The 20099-nt window shown below is 64.7% G+C and carries 21 protein-coding genes and 1 riboswitch; of the genes, 5 read left to right on the forward strand and 16 right to left on the reverse strand.

The features are described 5' to 3' along the window. Window positions 1–6: 6 nt before the first annotated feature. The 10 genes from QCE63_RS02000 to QCE63_RS02045 form a co-directional block, all read right to left on the reverse strand. Window positions 7–930, reverse strand: a complete 924-nt coding sequence (locus QCE63_RS02000; protein WP_309830027.1) for a hydroxymethylglutaryl-CoA lyase — start codon at window positions 928–930, stop codon at window positions 7–9. Window positions 931–964: 34 nt separating this feature from the next. Next, on the reverse strand, window positions 965–1906 hold the full coding sequence (locus tag QCE63_RS02005; protein WP_309830029.1) for a glyoxylate/hydroxypyruvate reductase A: 942 nt from the start codon (window positions 1904–1906) through the stop codon (window positions 965–967). Window positions 1907–1918: 12 nt separating this feature from the next. Continuing rightward, the gene (bioB, locus tag QCE63_RS02010; RefSeq protein WP_309830031.1) at window positions 1919–2992 is read right to left on the reverse strand and encodes a biotin synthase BioB; all 1074 of its coding nucleotides are present in this window, start codon (window positions 2990–2992) and stop codon (window positions 1919–1921) included. A gap of 4 nt (window positions 2993–2996) precedes the next feature. Continuing rightward, a complete protein-coding gene (gene bioD, locus QCE63_RS02015) occupies window positions 2997–3698 on the reverse strand; it encodes a dethiobiotin synthase (protein ID WP_309830033.1) in 702 nt (233 codons plus the stop codon). Further along, entirely contained in the window at window positions 3695–4885 is a 1191-nt protein-coding gene (gene bioF, locus QCE63_RS02020) for an 8-amino-7-oxononanoate synthase (protein ID WP_309830035.1), read from the reverse strand. Before bioF ends, bioD begins: the two co-directional genes overlap by 4 nt. Next, window positions 4882–6189, reverse strand: a complete 1308-nt coding sequence (locus QCE63_RS02025; RefSeq protein ID WP_309830037.1) for an adenosylmethionine--8-amino-7-oxononanoate transaminase — start codon at window positions 6187–6189, stop codon at window positions 4882–4884. Before QCE63_RS02025 ends, bioF begins: the two co-directional genes overlap by 4 nt. Before the next feature lie 296 nt (window positions 6190–6485). After that, complete coding sequence (locus QCE63_RS02030; RefSeq protein ID WP_309830039.1) at window positions 6486–7742, reverse strand: prolyl oligopeptidase family serine peptidase; 1257 nt, start codon at window positions 7740–7742, stop codon at window positions 6486–6488. Window positions 7743–8081: 339 nt separating this feature from the next. After that, entirely contained in the window at window positions 8082–8507 is a 426-nt protein-coding gene (locus QCE63_RS02035) for a YchJ family protein (protein WP_309830041.1), read from the reverse strand. Continuing rightward, on the reverse strand, window positions 8504–9109 hold the full coding sequence (locus tag QCE63_RS02040) for a glutathione S-transferase family protein (protein ID WP_309830044.1): 606 nt from the start codon (window positions 9107–9109) through the stop codon (window positions 8504–8506). Before QCE63_RS02040 ends, QCE63_RS02035 begins: the two co-directional genes overlap by 4 nt. A 37-nt stretch (window positions 9110–9146) precedes the next feature. Continuing rightward, complete coding sequence (locus tag QCE63_RS02045) at window positions 9147–9824, reverse strand: SDR family oxidoreductase (protein ID WP_309830046.1); 678 nt, start codon at window positions 9822–9824, stop codon at window positions 9147–9149. Window positions 9825–10003: 179 nt separating this feature from the next. Between QCE63_RS02045 and QCE63_RS02050 the strand changes: the two genes are divergently transcribed. Genes QCE63_RS02050 through QCE63_RS02060 form a run of 3 tightly spaced genes read left to right on the forward strand, consistent with a single transcriptional unit; the run spans window position 10004 to window position 10933 of the window. Next, on the forward strand, window positions 10004–10270 hold the full coding sequence (locus tag QCE63_RS02050) for a hypothetical protein (RefSeq protein WP_309830048.1): 267 nt from the start codon (window positions 10004–10006) through the stop codon (window positions 10268–10270). After that, entirely contained in the window at window positions 10270–10527 is a 258-nt protein-coding gene (locus QCE63_RS02055; RefSeq protein WP_309830050.1) for a hypothetical protein, read from the forward strand. Before QCE63_RS02050 ends, QCE63_RS02055 begins: the two co-directional genes overlap by 1 nt. Continuing rightward, the gene (locus QCE63_RS02060; RefSeq protein WP_309830053.1) at window positions 10514–10933 is read left to right on the forward strand and encodes a type II toxin-antitoxin system VapC family toxin; all 420 of its coding nucleotides are present in this window, start codon (window positions 10514–10516) and stop codon (window positions 10931–10933) included. Before QCE63_RS02055 ends, QCE63_RS02060 begins: the two co-directional genes overlap by 14 nt. 45 nt (window positions 10934–10978) lie before the next feature. On the opposite strand, the gene QCE63_RS02065 is transcribed toward QCE63_RS02060, so the two are convergent. From QCE63_RS02065 to QCE63_RS02080, 4 genes are read right to left on the reverse strand one after another with little or no spacing between them, the layout of a single operon-like run. Continuing rightward, window positions 10979–12178 carry an acetyl-CoA C-acetyltransferase gene (locus QCE63_RS02065; protein ID WP_309830054.1) on the reverse strand — a complete coding sequence of 400 codons (1200 nt, stop codon included), beginning with the start codon at window positions 12176–12178 and terminating at the stop codon, window positions 10979–10981. Continuing rightward, window positions 12171–12962, reverse strand: a complete 792-nt coding sequence (can, locus tag QCE63_RS02070) for a carbonate dehydratase (protein ID WP_309830055.1) — start codon at window positions 12960–12962, stop codon at window positions 12171–12173. The genes QCE63_RS02065 and can overlap by 8 nt, the downstream gene beginning before the upstream one ends. 31 nt (window positions 12963–12993) lie before the next feature. Then, window positions 12994–14796, reverse strand: coding sequence for a bifunctional isocitrate dehydrogenase kinase/phosphatase (aceK, locus tag QCE63_RS02075; protein ID WP_309830057.1), 1803 nt, complete (start codon window positions 14794–14796; stop codon window positions 12994–12996). A gap of 28 nt (window positions 14797–14824) precedes the next feature. Next, complete coding sequence (locus tag QCE63_RS02080; protein WP_309830059.1) at window positions 14825–15247, reverse strand: MerR family DNA-binding transcriptional regulator; 423 nt, start codon at window positions 15245–15247, stop codon at window positions 14825–14827. Between the two features lie 104 nt (window positions 15248–15351). Here QCE63_RS02080 and QCE63_RS02085 point away from each other — a divergent pair, with 104 nt between their 5' ends. Then, window positions 15352–16425, forward strand: a complete 1074-nt coding sequence (locus QCE63_RS02085; RefSeq protein WP_309830061.1) for an MBL fold metallo-hydrolase — start codon at window positions 15352–15354, stop codon at window positions 16423–16425. Between the two features lie 7 nt (window positions 16426–16432). On the opposite strand, the gene QCE63_RS02090 is transcribed toward QCE63_RS02085, so the two are convergent. Continuing rightward, the gene (locus QCE63_RS02090) at window positions 16433–18031 is read right to left on the reverse strand and encodes an ABC transporter substrate-binding protein (protein WP_309830063.1); all 1599 of its coding nucleotides are present in this window, start codon (window positions 18029–18031) and stop codon (window positions 16433–16435) included. A gap of 212 nt (window positions 18032–18243) precedes the next feature. Further along, window positions 18244–18428, forward strand: a riboswitch (yybP-ykoY riboswitch). Window positions 18429–18525: 97 nt separating this feature from the next. Between QCE63_RS02090 and QCE63_RS02095 the strand changes: the two genes are divergently transcribed. Then, window positions 18526–19536 carry a sodium:calcium antiporter gene (locus tag QCE63_RS02095; protein ID WP_309830065.1) on the forward strand — a complete coding sequence of 337 codons (1011 nt, stop codon included), beginning with the start codon at window positions 18526–18528 and terminating at the stop codon, window positions 19534–19536. Between the two features lie 256 nt (window positions 19537–19792). On the opposite strand, the gene QCE63_RS02100 is transcribed toward QCE63_RS02095, so the two are convergent. Continuing rightward, the gene (locus QCE63_RS02100; RefSeq protein WP_309830068.1) at window positions 19793–20092 is read right to left on the reverse strand and encodes a flagellar protein FliT; all 300 of its coding nucleotides are present in this window, start codon (window positions 20090–20092) and stop codon (window positions 19793–19795) included. Between the last annotated feature and the right edge of the window lie 7 nt (window positions 20093–20099).

Genomic DNA, 20099 nt, shown 5'->3' on the forward strand with positions numbered 1-20099 from the left:
CGGAGGTCAGACGCAGACCGCGGCGCCGTCGCGTTTTTTGGTGAGGAGCGCACGGCCTGCGCGCGAGGAACTGGGCTTGCCGATCGCGCGTGAAATGAAGTCGCCGATCTCGATGAGTTCACCGAGATCGATGCCCGTCTCGATGCCGAGACCGTTCAGCAGGTACACGACGTCTTCCGTCGCGACGTTGCCGGTCGCGCCCTTCGCGTAAGGACAGCCGCCGAGTCCCGCTACCGACGCGTGAAAGATCTCGATACCTTCGAGCAGCGACGCATAGACATTGCCGACGGCCTGACCGTAGGTATCGTGGAAATGGCCTGACAGGCGCTCGCGCGGAAATGCCTTCGATGCCGCCGCCATCACTTCGCGCGTGCGCCTCGGCGTGCCGACGCCGATGGTGTCGGCGATATCGATTTCGTCGCAGCCGAGCGCCTTGAAGCGCTCGACCACGTCCACCACGGACGCGATGCTTACTTCGCCCTGATACGGACAGCCGAGCGCACACGAGACGCTGCCCCGCAGACGGATGCCCGCTTCCTTAGCGGCCCGCGCGACCGGCTCGAAACGCGCGACGCTCTCGGCGATGCTGCAGTTGATGTTCTTCTGCGAGAAGGCTTCGCTGGCCGCGCCGAAGATCACGATTTCATCAGCCTTCGCTTCGAGCGCGCCTTCGAAGCCGCGCATGTTCGGCGTGAGCACGGAGTAGATCGTGCCCGGGCGACGCTCGATGCCGGCCATGACCGCGTTGGCATCGGCCATCTGCGGCACCCATTTCGGCGACACGAACGAGGTGACCTCGACATTCACGATACCCGCCCGCGCGAGCCGGTTGACGAGTTCGATCTTGGTCTCGGTGGGCACGAACTCTTTCTCGTTCTGCAGGCCGTCGCGCGGCCCGACTTCGACGATCTTCACTTTGGCTGGAATCATGTTTGTCTCCTCCTGGGATGGGCGAATATGTTGTTCAGTAACCGCGCGTGATATCCACGATGCCGCTGATCGGTTCGCCGCGTGCCAGCGCCCGGATCTTGCCGGCGATCTGCACGATGCTCTCCTTCTGCAGCGTCTCCGCCGCAATGTGCGGCGTGACCGACACGCGCGGATGCGTCCAGTACGGATGATCCTGCGGCAGCGGCTCGGTGTGGAACACATCGAGCGTCGCGGCGGCGATCTGGCCGCTGTCGAGCGCGGCGAGCAGGTCTGCATCGACGAGATGCGGACCGCGCGCCAGGTTCACCACGTAGGCGCCGCGCGCGAGCCAGCCGAACGTGCGAGCGTTCAGGATACCCTCGGTGTCCGGCGTATGCGGCAACAGGTTGATGAGCACCTTCACGCCATCGAGGAACGTGTCGAACTGCTTGTGCCCCGCGTACACCTGCACGCCGTCAATGTCCTTGGGCGAACGGCTGTAGCCGCGCACCGGCACGCCGAGCGCGAGCAGGCGCCGCGCGACTTCCGCACCCAGCACGCCGAGACCCAGCACGCCGACCGTGAACGACTCGCGATCGTGCTGCTCCAGTTTCTTCCAGCGGCCTTCGCGCTGTAGCAGATCATATTCGTCGAAGCGGCGCAGATAACGCAGTACGCAGTAGACCGCGTACTCGATCATCTGCTGCGACATGCCGGTGTCTTCGAGGCGCACGAGTTGCGCATTGGGCGGCAGCGTTCCCGGCTGCTGACGCTCCACGTCGAGGATCGCATCGACGCCTGCGCCGAGATTGAACACCGCCTTCAGGTCCGGCCGATTCGCGAACAACTCGCGCGGCGCTTTCCAGACGATCGCGTAATCGGCGGGCGCGGTGTCGCCGGGCGTCCAGACGCGCAGGTCCGCGTCCGGCAACTCGCGCCGCAGGCCGCCGAGCCAGCCGTCGAGATCGGCGTTCTGTTCATGGAAGATGATTTTCATGAGCGCGCCAGATCAGTTCGCGTGCGTGTGCGCATGCGCATGCGCGTGCGCAGGCTCGTGGCCGCAACCGCGTTCCGCCTGCTCCGCGCCGACATGCTGCGCGTGCTGGGCGCGCATGCCCAGCCGTTCGATCAGCTTGCGGTCGGCTTCCGCCTGCGGATTGCTCGTCGTCAGCAGCTGGTCGCCGTAGAAGATCGAATTCGCGCCGGCGGCGAAGCACAGCGCCTGCAACGCTTCGTCCATCTGTTCGCGGCCCGCCGAGAGCCGCACCATGGCGCGCGGCATCGTGATGCGCGCAACCGCGATCGTGCGCACGAACTCGAACGGATCCAGCGCTTCAGTGCCGGTGAGCGGCGTGCCCGCGACCTGCACGAGATTGTTGATCGGCACGGATTCCGGATACGGGCTCAGGTTGGCGAGCTGCGAGATCAGCCCCGCGCGTTCGCGGCGCGATTCGCCCATGCCGACAATGCCGCCGCAGCACACGTTAATGCCCGCGTCGCGCACGTGTTCGAGCGTATCGAGCCGGTCCTGATAGGTCCGCGTGGAAATGATCTGGCCGTAGAACTCCGGCGACGTATCGAGGTTGTGATTGTAGTAATCGAGTCCGGCGTCGCGCAGACCTTGCGCCTGATGCGCTTCCAGCATGCCGAGCGTCACGCAGGTTTCGAGGCCCATCGCCTTCACGCCGCGGATCATGTCCTTGATCGGTTCGAGATGGCGGTCCTTCGGATTGCGCCACGCGGCGCCCATGCAGAAGCGCGTCGCGCCGTTGGATTTGGCGATCTCGGCAGACTTCAGCACCTCGTCGACATCCATCAGCTTCTCGGCCTTGAGGCCCGTGTCGTGATGCACCGACTGCGGGCAATAGGCGCAGTCCTCCTCGCAGCCGCCGGTCTTGATCGACAGCAGCGTGGACAGTTGCACGGCGTTCGGATCGAAGTGTTCGCGATGCACGGTCTGCGCGCGATACAGCAGGTCGTTGAACGGCAGGTCGTACAGCGCGACGATATCGGCGACTCTCCAGCGTTGCAGCGGTTGCGCGCTGAGCGTGGCGGTCGTCTCGGTGGCGGTGTGCTGGGTCATGAACTCAATCCTTGTATTGAACCGGGTGTGTCAGGGCGCCGATGTCGAGCGCGGCGGCGGCGCGGTTCGCATCTGGAGGCGCGAGATGCGGAATCACGCCGAGCAGCGGCGCGCGCAGGCGTTGTTTCAGCGTGGCGATGTTCTCGTCAGGGTAAAGCATGTCCGGGTCCACGCGGTTCGCGACCCAGCCCGCGAGCGTCAGGCCGCGCGAGGTGATCGCTTCGGCGGTCAGCAGCGCATGGCTGATGCAGCCGAGCCGCATGCCGACGACGAGCACCACCGGCAGGTTCAGCGCGACGGCGAGATCGGCGGTGTCGTGGGTGTCGTCGAGCGGCACGCGAAAGCCGCCGACGCCCTCCACCACGACGACATCCGCCTGCGTCAAGGCGAAGCGATGCGCGTCGACAATCCGGCCGATGTCCAGCGCGATGCCTTCACGCGCGGCGGCGATATGCGGTGCGATCGGCTCGCGCATCATGAACGGCGTGCGGATCTCGTTTGGCAACGCGACGTTCGCGGCGGCGTCGAGTTGGTCGGCGTCTTCGTTGTGCAGCACGCCGTCGCGCAGGACGGCGCCCGAGGCGATCGGCTTCATCGCGGCGGCGCGCAGTCCGGCGCGCGCGAAGCCGTGCAGCAGCGCGGCGGAGACGAGGGTCTTGCCGATCTCCGTATCGGTCCCGGCGACGAAATAGGATAAGGCGGTCATAGCGTCGTCAAGGCGTGGTCGAGGCGCGCGAGATCGTCCTCGCTGTGCGCGGCGGACAGGGAAATGCGCAGGCGCGAGGTGCCGGCGGGCACGGTCGGCGGACGGATGGCGGGCACCCAGAGACCGTGGCGGTCGAGCGCGGCGGCAATGTCGAGGGTTTCGTCGTTGCCGCCGATCACGAGCGGCTGCACGGCCGTGTGGGAGTCGACCGGCAGCCAGCGCGTGCGTGTCAGCATCGCGCGCGTGGTGTCGATGAGCGCGGCGAGATGCGTGCGGCGCGCATCGCCTTCCTCGCCCGCGATGAGCTTCACGCTCGCCGACACCGCATGCGCGACCGCCGGCGGCGACGCGGTCGTGAAGATGTACGGACGCGCCCGCTGCACGAGCCATTCGATCACCGTTTCATGCGCCGCGACGAACGCGCCCGAGACGCCTGCCGCCTTGCCGAGCGTGCCGACATAGACGAGATGCGGCGAACGCAGCGCGAGTGCGGCGAGCGCGCCGCGCCCTTGCGGGCCGAGCACGCCGAAGCCGTGCGCATCGTCGACGATGAGCCACGCGCCGTACCGTTCCGCCAGCTCGACGAGACGCGCGAGCGGGGCGATGTCGCCGTCCATGCTGAACACGGTGTCGGTCACGATGAGGCGGGTCGCGGCTTCGTCGCGCGAGGCGTCGAGCATGGCGTCGAGCGCTTCCATGTCGGCGTGCGGATAGATCTGTGTCTGTGCGCGCGCCAGCCGCACGCCGTCGATCAGCGACGCATGATTCAGCGCGTCCGAGAACACCAGCGTGCCGCGACCGGCGAGCGCGGTGACGATCGCGAGATTGGCCATGTAGCCGGTGCTGAAGTACAGCGCGCGCGGATTGTCGACGAATCCGCCCGAGAACGCGGCAAGCTCGTCCTCCAGCCGCGCGTGTGCGCGGGAGTGGCCGCCCAGCAAGTGCGAGCCGCCGCTGCCCGCGCCATACAGCGACGCGCCTTCCGCCAGCGCCGCACGCAGCGCTTCATGCGCGGCGAGACCGAGATAGTCGTTGCTCGCAAATCCGATGATGTCGCGGCCATCCACGTTCAGATGCGCCGAGCACGCGCCGTCGATGATCTTGCGGCGACGTCGCAGACCGTGTGCGTCGATATCGGCGAGGCCTTGCTTCAGCGTGTCGTAGAGCGCCTGCGATGTGTCCTTCATGCGGCCTCTCCGGCCAGCGTGGCATCGAGCGTCTCGCGCGTGCGCCGGGCGAGCAGCAGCAACTCGTCGTCACTTAGGATGTACGGCGGCATCAGATAGACCGTCTTGCCGATCGGCCGCATCAGCAGTTCGCGCTGCAAGCCTTGGGCGAAGAAACGGCGCGAGAAAGTGGGGTCGTCGGTGCTCACGTCGAACGCGAAGATCGTGCCGCGCTCGCGCAGCTTGCTCACACGCGGATGCGCAGCGAGCGGCTGCAGGGCTTCGCGCAGCAAAGCCGATTTGCGGCGGTTCTCCGTCAGCACGCCGTCGCGCTCGAACAGGTCCAGCGTTGCAAGCGCCGCGCGGCAGGCAAGCGGATTGCCCGTGTACGAATGCGAATGCAGGAAGCCGCGCGTGACGTCGTCGTCGTAGAAGGCGGCGTAGATTTCGTCGCGGGTCAGCACGATGGACAGCGGCAGGTAACCGCCGCTGATGCCCTTCGACAGGCAGATGAAATCCGGCCACACGCCGGCCTGCTCGCACGCGAAGAAAGTGCCGGTGCGGCCGCAGCCGACCGCGATTTCGTCGGCGATCAGATGCACGTCGAAGGCGTCGCACAGCGCGCGCAGGCGCGTGAGATAGGACGCGTCGTACATCGCCATGCCGGCGGCGCACTGCACGAGCGGCTCGACGATCACCGCCGCCAACTGCGGCGCGCGCTGCTCGAAGAGCGCGCGCATGGCGTCGAGCGCCGCGTCTTCGCCTACCGCCGCCGGCGACGCCACCACGTGCGCGTGGCGGATCAGCGGGTCATAGGCGTCCCTGAAGAGGGCGACATCGGTCACGCCGAGCGCGCCGATGGTTTCGCCGTGATAGCTGTTCGCGAGACACACGAACTCGCGCTTCTCGCTCCGGCCGCGATTGCGCCACGCATGAAAGCTCATCTTCAGCGCGATCTCGACGGCCGAGGCGCCGTCCGACGCAAAGAAGGCGTGGCCGAGCGTGTGCTGCGTCAGTGCCGAGAGACGCTCGGCCAGTTCGATGGCGGGCGCATGCGTGCAGCCCGCGAGCATCGCGTGTTCGAGCGTGTCGAGTTGCGCCTTGAGCGCACGGTTGATGTCGTCGTTTGCGTGGCCGAACAGATTGACCCACCACGAACTGATCGCGTCGAGATAGCGCGTGCCCTGCGGATCGTAGAGCCACGCGCCCTTGCCGCGCGCGATCGGTACGAGCGGCACGCGCTCGTGATGTTTCATCTGGGTGCACGGATGCCACACGGCTGCTAGCGAGCGGGCAACCCAGTCCTGATTGGCTTCGATAGTCAAAAACGGCTCCCAGGCCCGCGCGCGCAGCGGGCCGGATACGTCGCGCAGGCGCCGGGCGCCTGCATGGCGGTTGAATTGCGGGGGAAACTGCGCTTCCCAATTATCGCTAAAAGCGCCGCAACCTTCCGTAATCGGAAGGTTTTTGGGCCGCGCACTCGCGCGCAATGGAAATGCAAGAAAGCGCTATGGCCGGTAACTTCGCCGATTCCGTCGCGTAACCGGACGATCGGGCGCGGAAGATGTGAAAACGCCGGCACAGAGGCCGGCGTTCGAAAGACAGCAAAAGCGGAGGAGCTTCAGCGCGATGCGGTCTGCGTCTGGGCCTGTTGATCGTTCCAGACTACGCGATTGTTTACCGCGTAGAGCTTGCACGGGTCGGCGCTTTGCCGCTCACAGCTGGCGATGGCCACCGCCATCGGGTCGTCGCCGCCCTCGGCCCAGGACCACGCGCCGGAATCGGACACGGCGAACGCGCGGCTCGAGTACTGCGACAGGAAATTGCGATAGCCGGCGCGGCCGTTTTCATCGATGAACGGCACGGATTGCACGGCGTCGAGATTGGCGAAGTCGCTGGCCTTCGGCATGCTCGGCTCCGACACCTGGTACTGCACGGCGGTCGGCATGCCGATCTGCGTGAGGAAGGTCTTCACGCGCGGCCACCAGATCTGCACGCCGTCGCGATCGCCGACCAGACGATGCGCGTCGTTCTTGTAGTTGCCGAAATCGATCAGGTTGGCGCGCGCGCCGTGCGACGTGAAGGCCGTGAACATCTGCGCGGACAGATCGCCTTGCCAGACGGAGTCGTTGTCACCGTAGAGCCACAGCGACGGCAGACGCACGTTCTGGCCGTAGTCGCCGAATGCGGTGACGAGATTTTTCTGCCAGCCTTCGCATTCGTCCTGACGCAGGCCGCCGGAGAAGTTGATGAGGCCGCGCACGCCCGGGGCGGCGATGGCATCGCGCGCGCCGTAGGCGATGGTCGTCAGGCCGCCGTGCGAGGTGCCCGCCACGACCATATGCGTCTTGTCGACGTACGACTGCGCGCTCATGTAGGCGACCGTCGCGGCGACGTCCTCGGCCTGCGCGAAGCCGTTCGCTTCGACGTCGCAGCCATGGCCCGCGTAGTCGCCGCCCGAACCCGCGAACCCGCGGCGGTTCGGCACGACCACGACATAGCCGTGACGCACGAATTCACGGGCCAGCGCGACCGGCCGGTTGCGCGGTTGCGCGTGTGAGTCGCCGGGAAGCTTGCCGTGATTGAAGACGATCATCGGGAACGGGCCGGCGCCGTCCGGCTTGAACACGGTGGTCTGGAGCGCGATGTCAGCTTCGGGAATGTCGATGACGGCTTCGTTCAGACCGCTCGCGGCGGCGGGAAGGCCGGCGTCGAGGGAATCGGGAATGTGCGGGAGCGCCTGGCCAAACGCGGGAGCCTGGAGACCTTCGGACTGACGCACGCCGCCGATGGGTTCGGCGCGCGCGCCGGATGTGACGAACGACGTCGCGAGCGAGCACACCACGCTGCATCCGACTAACCAGGTTCTGATCGCCATCCGTGAACTCCGACCGCACTTTCCAATGAGACATTGATACGGCTTGGCCCCGACGTGCGTTTTTGAAGTCACAAACCGGTCGCGCTGCTCTGCGTGAGCAGTATCGGTTGCGGGTTCCGGGAGTCATGCCCTGAACAGGCATGACAAATGGCTTCAAAACAGGACTTCCGTACGGGCTTCGCTGCGAGCGCCGGGCGCGGGAATGACTACGCCCTGACGTGAACAGATTAACTGTTCAAAATTGCGCTGCACAATAAGCGTTACCCCGTAACTGTTTAATCTGAAAGGATTATCAGGAAATTAATACCGTGGTAGAGCGCACGTTTCTTAAAGGTATATTTACTTTTCCTGGACCTCTCCATCGACATAAAGCCAGTGGCCCGCGCTGTTCCGCTCGAAGCGGCTTGCTTCATGAAGACGATGTGCCCGGCCGCCCAGCTTGTAGCGCGCGACGAATTCGACTTCCGCGTGCGCTTCGTCGGTCTGCTGGTGCCGCTTGATCTGCAAGCCGAGCCAACGGGTGCTAATGGTGTCGGAGACATCGAGGTCGGGCGGGCAGGTCGACGCAGCCCAGGTCGCGCGCAGCCAGGCCGTGTTGCCGAGCACGTAGGCGGTGTAGCGCGAGCGCATCAGTTCGAGTGCGGTGGCGGGCTTCTCTCCCTGTTCGATGAAGCGGCCGCAGCAGGCTTCGTAACGTGGTGCGGGCGCGTGGGGTCGCGCATCCGGCGCCGCGCCGCCGCAGGGACAATCCACGGGCGCAATCATTCGACACCCGGCATCGCGACGTAACGCGACTGCGCGCGCACCCGTTCGAGCCACGCGCGGATGGCCGCATAGCGCGACAGGTCCACGTTCGCTTCATCGGCGACATGCGTGTAGGCATAGAGCGCGATATCGGCGACCGTGTAGCGCTCGGCGACAAAGAACGTCCGCGTTGCGAGATGCTGCTCCATCACATCGAGCGCGCGATAGGAGCCGGCAATCCGGTCGGGCAGGCGTGCGTCGTCGGGCTGCTTCAGGAATTGCAGGATGAAGCGCGCGACCGCGATATACGGCTCATGGCTGTATTGCTCGAAGAACATCCACTGCAGCGCCTGCGCGCGTTCCAGACGGTCATCGGGCAGGAGCGGCGTGCCATCGGCGAGATAGCACAGGATGGCGTTCGATTCGGACAGGATCGTCTGTTCGTCGATGACGAGCACCGGCACCTTGCCGTTCGGATTGATCTTGCGAAAGGCCTCGGTGCGGGTCGCGCCGTTCATCATGTCGACTTCATGCCAGACATACGGGAGGCCCAGTTGTTCGAGCGCGAGGCGCACCTTGTGGCAATTGCCGGACGGCGAGACGCCGTGGACGTGATAGGTCACGAGCGGGTTTCCTTTGATTACCTTCAGTTTTGTCTGATCACCATTCGAGCTTGGTGCCGTCGTACTGCACGAAGGTTCCATTGAACTGTTCGCGCATGGCGCCGGCTTCGGCGATCACCGCGCGCATGCCGGACACGCTGTGCGCGACGTCGATTGCCGCGCTCGGCCCGCCCATTTCCGTGCGCACCCAGCCGGGATGCAGCGCGATGCAGGTGGAATGGCGCGATTCGAGCGACGCCGTTTTCAGCGCCGAATTGAGCGCCGCCTTGCTCGCGCGATACAGCCAGCCGGTCGTGCCGCTGGCCTCGCCGATGCTGCCCATCTTGCTCGACACGACCGCGAGCACGCCATGGGCGGCGTCGGTGAGCGGCAGGAGCACGGGGATCAACTGCATCGGGCCGCGGACGTTGGTGTGCATGACCTGATCGAAGTCGTCGGCGCCGATCGTCTCGACGCCTTCGCTACGCGGTCCGTAGACGCCCGAGACGAGGATGGCGACATCGATGCGCTCTTCGTCGAGCTGCCACGCCAGCGCGCCGATCTGCTCGGGCTGGGTGACGTCGACGGAGAAGGTCTGCGCGCCGAGCGCGTCGAGGGCGGAGAGCGAGGCCTTGTCGCGGGCGGTGGCGAGCACGCGCCAGCCGTCGCGGCAATACTCGCGTGCGAATTCGTGGCCGAGGCCGCGAGAAGCGCCGACGATCAGGACGGTTTTCATGAGCGAAGTTTTCCTTGGGGAGTTGATTTTCGGAATATAGCGCGTGAGAAGCGCTTGCGCTTCGGCTAGGATGCGTCGGGGGATGAGCGGGGCGCAACCTGGCCGTCCGGATGACTAGTCATGCTGATTGATTTGGCGAAAGATGAAGCGTCCGGGGCCGCTTGGGAAGGAGGAAGGTGATGGATAGGGTTGAATTCAAGGCGGTGAAGGGTAAGTGGCCGTCTTGGCTCAGCAAGGAATACGTTGAGGAGCTTCGCGAGCGCGGGAAGGCAAGGCGCGAAGCGCTGGCATTGGCTCGGAAGATTCTGGGAAAGGAGGATCCGCCGGGTCTGAACGAGCGCTTTATCGACCATCTCATGAATTTTCCCGAGATCGACTGCGAAGACGACATCTTCGCGCGGCATCCAAATCAACCGGCCGTGGTGGCTACGAAGGGAGGAAAGTAATGGATAGAGTTGAATTCAAAGTAGTGCAGCATGAGTGGCCGTCTTGGCTCAGCAGGGAATGGGTTGAGGAGCTGCGCGAGCGCGGAAGGGCCGAGCGAGAGGCGCTGGCATTGGCTCGGAAGATTCTTGGAAAAGAGGATCCGCCGGATCTGAACGAGCGCTTCATCGACGCTCTTTTGAATTTTCCCGAGATCGACTGCGAAGACGACATCTTTGCAAGACATCCCGGCCGGGGAGATTCGGATGTATCTGGCTGACACGAACGTCATCAGTGAGACCAGACGACTGCATCGCGCGAACAAAGGCGTTCGCGCGTTCTTTCGGCAGGCTAGAGTCGATGAACGTGACATTCATCTGTCCGTTATCACGGTTGGAGAACTGCGCCGTGGCGTGGAGCAACTTCGACGGCGGGGCGACGCTGTGCAAGCCGAAAGGATCGATGCCTGGTTGAAGGATGTCCTGGTCGAGTACGACGGCAAGTTCTTGTCAGTCAACCGGGACATCGGTGAACTCTGGGGCACGCTTCGTTCGCGACACCTGGAACCTTCTGTGGACAAGCTCATTGCGGCAACAGCAATCTCTCACGGCCTGACGGTCGTCACACGCAACGTCCGGGACTTTGAGCAAACCGGCGTACGGGCGATCAACCCCCTCGAAGACTGACGCGGCCGGTCCGGCACCCACTCCACCCAGACCGGCCCGCGACATTCAAACCATCTCCACGCCCATCGCCGTCGCTTCCCCGCCGCCGATACACAGACTCGCCACCCCGCGCTTCAACCCGCGCGCCTTCAACGCGCCGAGCAGCGTCACCAGAATCCGCGCGCCGGATGCGCCGATCGGATGCCCGAGCGCACACGCTCCGCCGTTCACATTCACCTTGTCGTGCGGCAGATCGTGCTCGCGCATCGCAGCCATGGCCACCACAGCAAACGCTTCATTGATCTCGTAAAGATCCACGTCACCCGCACGCCAGCCGTTCTTCTCGAACAACGCACGGATCGCCCCAACCGGCGCCGTCGTGAAGAGCGCAGGCTCTTGCGCGAACGTGCTGTGCCCGACGACCCGCGCGAGCGGCGTCACGCCCAGCCGCTCCGCCGTCGATTCGCGCATCATCACGAGCGCGGCCGCGCCATCCGAAATCGACGAAGAATTAGCCGCCGTCACCGTACCGTCCTTCGCGAACGCCGGCTTGAGCGACGGGATCTTCTCCACGTTCGCCTTGAACGGCTGCTCGTCGCGGTCGATCACGACCTCGCCCTTCCTGCCCTGCACCGTCACCGTCACCGGCGCGATCTCCCAGCCGAACGAACCGTCTTCGTTCGCGCGCCGCGCGCGGCTCAGCGACTCGATCGCAAACGCATCCTGCGACTCCCGTGAAAACGCATACGACGACGCGCACTGCTCTGCAAAAGTGCCCATCAATCGGCCTTTCTCATACGCGTCCTCGAGCCCGTCGAGGAACATGTGATCCAGCACCTGGCCGTGTCCCATGCGCATGCCGGCGCGCGCCTTCGGCAGCAGATAGGGCGCGTTGGTCATGCTTTCCATGCCGCCCGCGACGATCACCTCGGCCGAGCCCGCCAGCAGCATGTCGTGCGCGAACATCGCGGCGCGCATGCCCGAGCCGCACATCTTGTTGATCGTCGTGCAGCCAGTGGCGAGCGTCAGGCCGGCGCCGAGCGCCGCCTGACGCGCGGGCGCCTGTCCCTGTCCGGCCGGCAGCACGCAGCCCATGATCGCTTCCTGGATCTGCTCGGGCGCGATGCCGGCGCGCTCGCGCGCCGCGGCAATCGCCGCCGCGCCCAGCTGCGCCGCCGTCAGCGGCGCGAATTCGCCCTGAAACGCGGCCATCGGCGTACGCGCCGCTGCCACGATGACGACCGGATCCCTGCGTGTCTCACTCATGTTTGAGCTCCTTGATGACGCCTTGAATGACGGCGGGAACGTCGCCCAGACGCGCGGCCAGCGCCGCATCAGACGCGAGGACGTCGTTCTCCGCGGAATGCGCGCCGCTGCGGCTCATCGCGGCGATGCACGACTGATACACCGGATCGACCTCGGCCGGCGCGCTGATCATCATGCCCATGTTGCGCAGCCGGCCATCGTGCACGCCGTAGGTCCAGCCATGCACGGTGAGCGTCTGGCCGCGCGCCCATGCATCGCCCACAATGGTCGTGCGGCACACGTTGATGGCCTGCTCGATCGTGTTCAATTCCACCAGCCGGCGATGCCGCGCCTCGCCCATCGGCCATTCGTCGAGCAGCGCGGCGTGTTTCTCGCGCACGTCCTCGACGTGACGCAGCCAGTTGTCGGCGAGGCCCACGCGCCGGCCCACCAGTGCCGCGCCCACGCCCGAGCAGCCGTAGTGGCCGACGACCATGATGTGCTTCACCTTCAGCACGTCGACGGCGAACTGGATCACCGACAGGGCATTGAGATCCGAGTGCACGACCACGTTCGCGATGTTCCGGTGCACGAACACTTCGCCCGGCGGCAAGCCGATGATCTGGTTGGCCGGCACGCGCGAGTCCGAGCAGCCGATCCACAGATACTCGGGCACCTGCTGATGCGCGAGGCGCTGGAAGAACTCGGCGTCTTCCGCCAGCTTGCGCTCGACCCAGCTCTGGTTGTTCGAGAACAGATGGGCGAGGGGATTGGAAGCGTCGTCGTGGTCGTGATTGGAGTTCATGTTCGATGGTCGATGCAGGGATGCGCGGCCGTCAGGCGCCGGGCGCATCCGTTAGACCGGATGCGCCGAACCGTTCCGGATAGCGGACGCAGAATCGGACATCGCGGTCATAGGGGAAAAAGTCGGCGAGTTCGCCACGCAGCAACTGGTCCTTGTGACGCTGCCAGAGCGCGGGATCGAAGAAATCCGCGTGATGACGCATGAACGCTGCGCGCACGCGCGGATCGCCGAGCAGAAACGTGCCGTACGTCTCGGGAAAGATGTCGTGCGGCCCGACGGTATACCACGGTTCGCCGGAAAGCTCGTCTTCCTCGTGGCGCGGCGGCGGCACGCGGCGGACGTTGCAGTCGGTCAGGTACTCGATTTCATCGTAGTCGTAGAACACCACGCGGCCATGTCGCGTCACGCCGAAATTCTTGTACAGCATGTCGCCGGGGAAGATGTTCGCCTGGATCAGCTGCTTGATCGCGTCGCCGTATTCCTTGATGCCGTGCTCGACCGCTTCGTCGCTGCCGTTCTGCAGGAAGAGGTTGAGCGGCACCATGCGGCGCTCGATATACACATGGCGGATCACCAGGTTGTTCCCTTCGACTTCGATCATCGACGGCGCGTCGCGCTCCAGTTCGCGGATCAACGCGTCGTCGAGGCGCGCGAGCGGCAGCGCGACGCTCGAATATTCGAGCGTGTCGGCCATGCGGCCCAGGCGGTCGTGCCGTTTCACGAGCTGATAGCGGTCCTGGATCTTCTCGCGCGTGGTTTCCTTTGGCGGCGGGAACGCGTCCTTGATGAGCTTGAACACATAGGGAAACGAGGGCAGCGTGAAGACGATCATCACGAGGCCCTTGATGCCGGGCGCGACGATGAAGCGGTCGCTCGAATGCGACAGATGGTGCAGCAGGTCGCGATAGAAATCGTTCTTGCCCTGCTTCTGCAAGCCGACCGACGTGTAGATCTCGGCCTTCGGCTTGCGCGGCATGATGGTGCTCAGGAACTGCACGAACGCGGACGGCACCTCCATGTCGACCAGAAAATACGAGTGCGAGAAGCTGAAGATGATCAGCACCTGTTCGGGCGACAGCAGCACGGTATCGAGCGCAAGCCGTCCGGGATGCGCATGACGGATGGCGATGGTGAACGGCAGCAGCGCATCGCCGTTGATGATGCGGCCGACGATATACGCCGCCTTGTTGCGAAAGAACAGCGACGACAGCACGTGAATCTGGAAGTTGGGCGCGGGCGTCAGCGTGCCGAATGCGTCGCGCAGCGCCTCCAGGATGCATTGCACATCGCGCGTCAGGTCTTCGAACGGCGTCTCCAGCTGGAAGTTCGTGACGATGCGCTCGAGCGTCCCGGCAAGTCCGTCTTTCTCGGGGTAATACGCGCGATACGTGGGCTTGGCGGCGGGCTCGTCGTTCTCGATGTACTCCGTCGAGATCGCGGGCCGCACGAAGATGAAGTCGTTGTTGAAGTACGAGCGATGCAGGATCTTGCAGCACACCGAGTTGAAGAAGGTTTCGGCGCACTCAGGTTGACGGTGTGTCGTCAACAAGCCGATGTAGTGCAGCTTGATCTGCTGCCAGACCTCGTCGTCGATATTCTCGGCGTCATATTCGTCTTCGAGCCGCATCACGCATTCCGTCACGCGCTCGTCGTAGGACGCGATGCGATCGCGCGCGAGCTGCTGCAAGGCCGGCCAGTCGCCGCGCTCGAACAGCGGCTTGGCGCGGATGGCGGCGTCGCGGAACACGTGGTAATGGCGATCGAATCCTTCGAGCATCGTCTGCGCGACGTCGAAGCCGATCTGCGACGAAAGCAGCTTGGGGAAGTGATTCATGTCGGCCTGCGCCTCCGCTGAGATCAGCTCATGCCGCCCTGGGCTTGCGCGGACGCTTTTCCTCGCCTGCCGAGAGCAGCGCGCGGCCCTGTTCCTCATAGGCGGCGAGTTCGGCGAGCGTCGTGTTCAGGTCTTCCAGCTGACGTTCGAGGACTTCCCGGTGCGCCGCGATGGTATCGACGAAAGCCTGCAACTGCGTGTTCGTGCCGGTGGGCGAGTCGTAGAGATCGAGCAGCGTGCGGATTTCCGAGAGCGTGAAACCGAGCCGCTTGCCGCGCAAGGTGAGCTTCAGACGCGTGCGGTCGCGCGGCGAATACACGCGCCGCAAGCCGTTCGACCCCGCGCGCTGCGGCGCGAGCAAGCCCTGGTCTTCATAGAAACGAATGGCGCGCGGCGTGACGTCGAACTCGCGCGCCAGGTCGGTGATGGTGTAGTGCGTCGGTTGGGTCATCGCGGCCGGCAGCGCAAAAGCGCACGCAACGTTAGAATGGACGTTTACGTTATCGTCAACTTCGCCAGATTGCAACGCGGCGCAAACCCGGAGGCAAGGACCGAATGAACGCACTCGAAAGCCAGCTCGACTATGTTTTTGCGGACGAATTGCCGGAAGCGGGCGGCGTCAAGGAAGTCGCGCCGGGTGTGTTCTGGCTGCGCATGCCGTTGCCGTTCGCGCTCGATCACATCAATCTCTGGCTGCTGCGCGACGAGATCGACGGCGAGCAGGGCTGGACCGTCGTCGATTGCGGGATTTCGAACGAGACGATTCGCGCGAACTGGGAACGTGTGTTCGATACCGTGCTCGACGGCCTGCCGGTGCTGCGCGTGATCGTCACGCACTGTCATCCGGACCATCTTGGCCTGGCCGACTGGATCTGCAAGGGCGGTGACAGCCAGCGCTGGAACGTGCGGCTGTTGATCTCACTGGGCGAGTACGCAATGGGCCGCGTGATGGCCGCGGGCGACGGCTCGAATGCGGGCGGCGAGCGCGCGGCGGCGCACTTCGCGGCGCACGGCCTGACCGACGAAGCCTCGCTCGACGCGCTGCGCAAGCGCGACAGCTACTATCCGACGCTGGTGCCTTCCATTCCGCATGAATACCGGCGTATCCGCGACAACGACGTCATCCGCATCGGCGGGCGCGAGTGGACGGTGGTGGCGGGCTTCGGCCATTCGCCGGAGCATAGCGCGCTGTTCTGCGCGGCGGACAAGCTGCTGATTTCAGGCGATATGGTGTTGCCGCGCATCTCGACGAACGTGTCGGTGTTCGCGCTGGAACCGGAAAGCAATCCGCTGGCGCTGTTTCTGGAATCGCTTGGCCGCTACGAGCCGATGCCCGCCGACACGCTCGCGCTGCCCTCGCACGGCAAGCCTTTCCGCGGCGTGCGGACGCGCATCGGGCAACTGCGCGATCATCATCGCGCGCGGCTGGCGGAAGTGCGCGAGGCGTGCACGGAGAAACCGTGCAGCGCTGCCGACATCGTCCCCATCATGTTCAAGCGCAAGCTCGACATTCATCAGATGACGTTCGCGCTTGGTGAGGCGCTCGCCCACCTGCATGTGCTGTGGCTCGACGGAACGCTCAAGCGCCAGACCGGCGGCGACGGTGTGATCCGCTTCACGCCGGCCTGATCCGCACTTACTGCACCGACACGCCACCCAGGTTCAGCCGCCCGAACGGGCTCACGTTGAAGCCGCTGACGTTCGCGCGCGTGAGGGCGGCGGCGGTCGGGTAGACGAGCGGAATCCACAGTGCCTGATCGTGAATGATCTTCTGCGCGCCCATGTATGACTGCGTCCGCTTGGCGATATCCGGCGTCGCCTTGCCGTCGGCGATGAGCTTGTCGAGTTGCGGGTCGCAGTAACGCGCGAAGTTGATGCCGGACTTCACCGCGTTGCAGCTGAACAGCGGCGACAGATAGTTGTCGGGGTCGCCGTTGTCGCCAGCCCAGCCCATGAAGAGCATGTCGTGCTGACCCAGCTTCGCCGAGCGGATCAGCTCGCCCCACTCGATTACTTTCACCTGCGCCTTCACGCCGATCTTCGCCAGGTCCGCCTGCAGCAACTCGGCGCCGACCTTCGGATTCGGGTTCAGCACGCTGCCGTTCGGACGCACCCAGATGGTCGTGTCGAAACCGTTCGGGAAGCCCGCTTCGGCGAGCAGCTTTTTCGCTGCATCCGGCGAGTATTTATAGGCCGCGATGTTCTTGTCATAGCTCCACGTATTCGGCGGATACGGATTCACCGCGGCCGTACCGGTGTTGTCGAACACGGTCTTCATGTAGGTCGTGCGATCGAACGCCATGTTGATCGCCTGCCGCACCTTGGGATTGTCGAGCGGCTTCTTCTCCGTATTGAGCGCGACGAACGCTGTCATGAAGGCCGGCGTTTCGCTCACTTTCAGCGCGTGGTCCTTCTTCGCGTCAGTGACGTCCTGCGGCTTCGGCGACAGCGCGATCTGGCATTCGCCCGCCTTGATCTTCTGCGCGCGCACGGCGGCGTCCGGCGTGATCGCGTAGATCAGCCGGTCGATCTTCGGCTTCGGTCCCCAGTAGGCCGGGTTCACGTCGTAGCGGATCACGGAGTCCTTCGTATAGCTCTTCAGCGCGAACGGACCGGTGCCGATCGGCTTGCTGTTCAGGTCGGTCTGCTGGTTCGCCTTGAGCAGCTTGTCGGCGTATTCGGCCGAATAGATGGAAGCGAAACCCATCGTGAGGATCGGCACGAAAGTGGCGTTGGGTTCGTTGAGCTCGAATTTCACGGTGTGGTCATCGACCTTGGTCACGGCCTTGATGAGCTTCACGAGACCCATCGACTGCGCATGCGGAAAGCCGCTTGCGCCCGCGACCTTGTGCCACGCATTGGTGTCGTCGAGCATGCGCGAGAAGGTGAACACGACGTCGTCGGCGTCGAGCGCCCGCGTCGGCTTGAACCACTCGGTCGTCTGGAACTGCACGTTCGGACGCAGATGGAAGGTGTACGTGAGGCCGTCGCTGCTCACGTCCCACTTCTCGGCGAGCGCGGGCGCGACCTTCTTCGCGGCTTCGTCGTAGGCGACGAGCGTGTTGAAGATGACATCGGCGGAAGCGTTGGTGGTCACGAGCGAGTTGAACTGCACGACGTCGAAGCCATCCGGCGACGCTTCGGTGCAGACGGTGAGCGGCTTCGACAGCGCGATGCCCGGCGCGGCGAGCAGGATGGCCGCGGCGGCGGCGGCGGCGACGAATGTCAGGCGCATGAGATCTCCCGTGACCCGATGGTCACACGGCGTTTCGTTCTGGTTGGCGGATCAGGTCCGAGGGTCGGTCGGCAGGCGCAGCAAGCAGCGCGCCCGGCGCGGCCAGCATAGCGAATGCTCGTTGCATCGACAACGATTCGATCCGCATACGCATATGTCTATCGTGAGCCAGGCGAAAAGGCGCGGCTTGCCGAAACGGGAGGCCTCGGGCTACACTTGCGCCGTCTTTGGGGAGTAGCCTTCCTTCGTGCGCTTCGTGCGAAGGAGAACGCGTCAACATCCTCGGCCCTGCTGCCGTGGCGCGTTCGACCGGACCGGTTTGGCGAGACCATCGATGCACTGCGTCGTTCCTGGCCGGACGGCGCGTGGTGCATCGTGGTTCGCTCAGCGTCCGGCCGTGGAAAGATCGTGTCCCTACAACTACAACGTCTCCCTCTCACGCGTCTTTCGACGCATCCGTCGCGTTCGTCGCATCGCTTCATGCGAGGTGCCGCATGACGATGCTCTTCATCGAACTCGCGCTGATGCTCGCGATCATCCTGATCGCGTCCGAACTCTTCACGAACGCGCTCGAACATCTCGGCGAGCGGCTCGGCATTTCCGAAGGCGTGACCGGCTCGCTGTTCGCCGCCGTCGGCACTGCGCTGCCCGAAACCACGGTGCCGATCATCGCCCTGCTCGGCGGCACGCCCAGTCGCGCGGTCAACGAGGAAATCGGCGTCGGCGCGATTCTCGGCGCCCCGCTGATGCTCGCGACGCTCTCCACCTGCCTGATGACGATCGCGGTACTCCAGTCGCGCGGTCTGCATGGACGGATCGTGCCGGAGCGCAGCGGTTTCACGCGGGATCTCAACTTCTTCCTGTTCGCGTTCCTGATCGCGTGCGCGGCGATGTTCGTCCCGCATCACGCGTGGCCCGTGCGGGCGATGTTCGCAGCGGGGCTCGTCGGGCTGTACGTGCTGTATGTGATCTCGACGTTCAGGGCGTCGGCGAACCTGGTCGAAAGTGGGCACGGCACCGAAGCGCCGGAAGCGCTATTTGCTTCACGCCTGGGGTTGAAGACGTCCATGGGCAGCATCATGCTGCAGTTTCTGGTGGGTATCGTGTTGCTGGTGGGCGGCGCGAAGGGCTTCATCCACGGCGTCGAAGGGGTGTCGCAGGCACTCGGCATTTCCGCGCTGCTGCTGTCGCTGATCATCATTCCGATCGCCACCGAATTGCCCGAAAAGGTGAACAGCATCCTGTGGGCGCGCAGAGGCAAGGACACGCTCGCGTTCGGCAACATCACCGGCGCGATGGTGTTCCAGGGCACCTTGCTGCCCGCGATCGGCATCATGCTGACGCCGTGGGAACCGCGTGTGGAAGTGCTGACCGGCGTGTTGATCACGCTGGCGGCGGCGGCTTGGCTGCGCTTCAACGCGAAGCCGAATGGCGTGGTGCTGTGGGCGTTGCTGGGGAACGGCGTGCTGTATGCGGCGTATCTGGCGTTGACGCTGGGACGATGAAACGGCGGCGTTGAAGCGGGGCGTGGATGCGGAGGCGTTGAAGCGGAGGCGCTGACGCAGAGACGTTGAAGCGGGGACGCCGAAGCGGAGCCGTTGATGCAGATGCGTTGAAGCGGATGCCTTGAAGCCAGAACCCTGCAGCCGCGCCGCAAATAAGAATGCCCGCACGAGGCGGGCATCAAGAGCGAAGCAGCGCATCCGACATCGACGCGTTGTTCTTGTTGTTCTTGTGTTATCGGCGCGGCAGCTGAGAACTTTAGAAGCGCGCGGCTTGTTGATAGCGGCTTGCGGCTTTGGCGCCATCCATCGAACGGCGATAGTTCGCGGCAAGCGCCGTCTGCGCCATCTGCGCGCGCGATGCGACGGCATCCATGCTCGCCTGGATCCTGCGGATGACCGCGAGCGACTCCACCGGCTGCTCGGCCCGCATTGCCATGACGAGCGGTGCGCGCGCTTGGGTCAGTTCGGCGGCGCGGGCCCAGTCTTCGTTGCCCACTGCCGTTTCGATTGCCTCGGTCAGCGACCAGGCTTCCTGAATCAGTTCGTGCTGGTTCATGTCCCGT

It is taken from the genome of Caballeronia sp. LZ065, from assembly GCF_031450975.1.
In the GTDB taxonomy this organism is placed as follows: domain Bacteria; phylum Pseudomonadota; class Gammaproteobacteria; order Burkholderiales; family Burkholderiaceae; genus Caballeronia.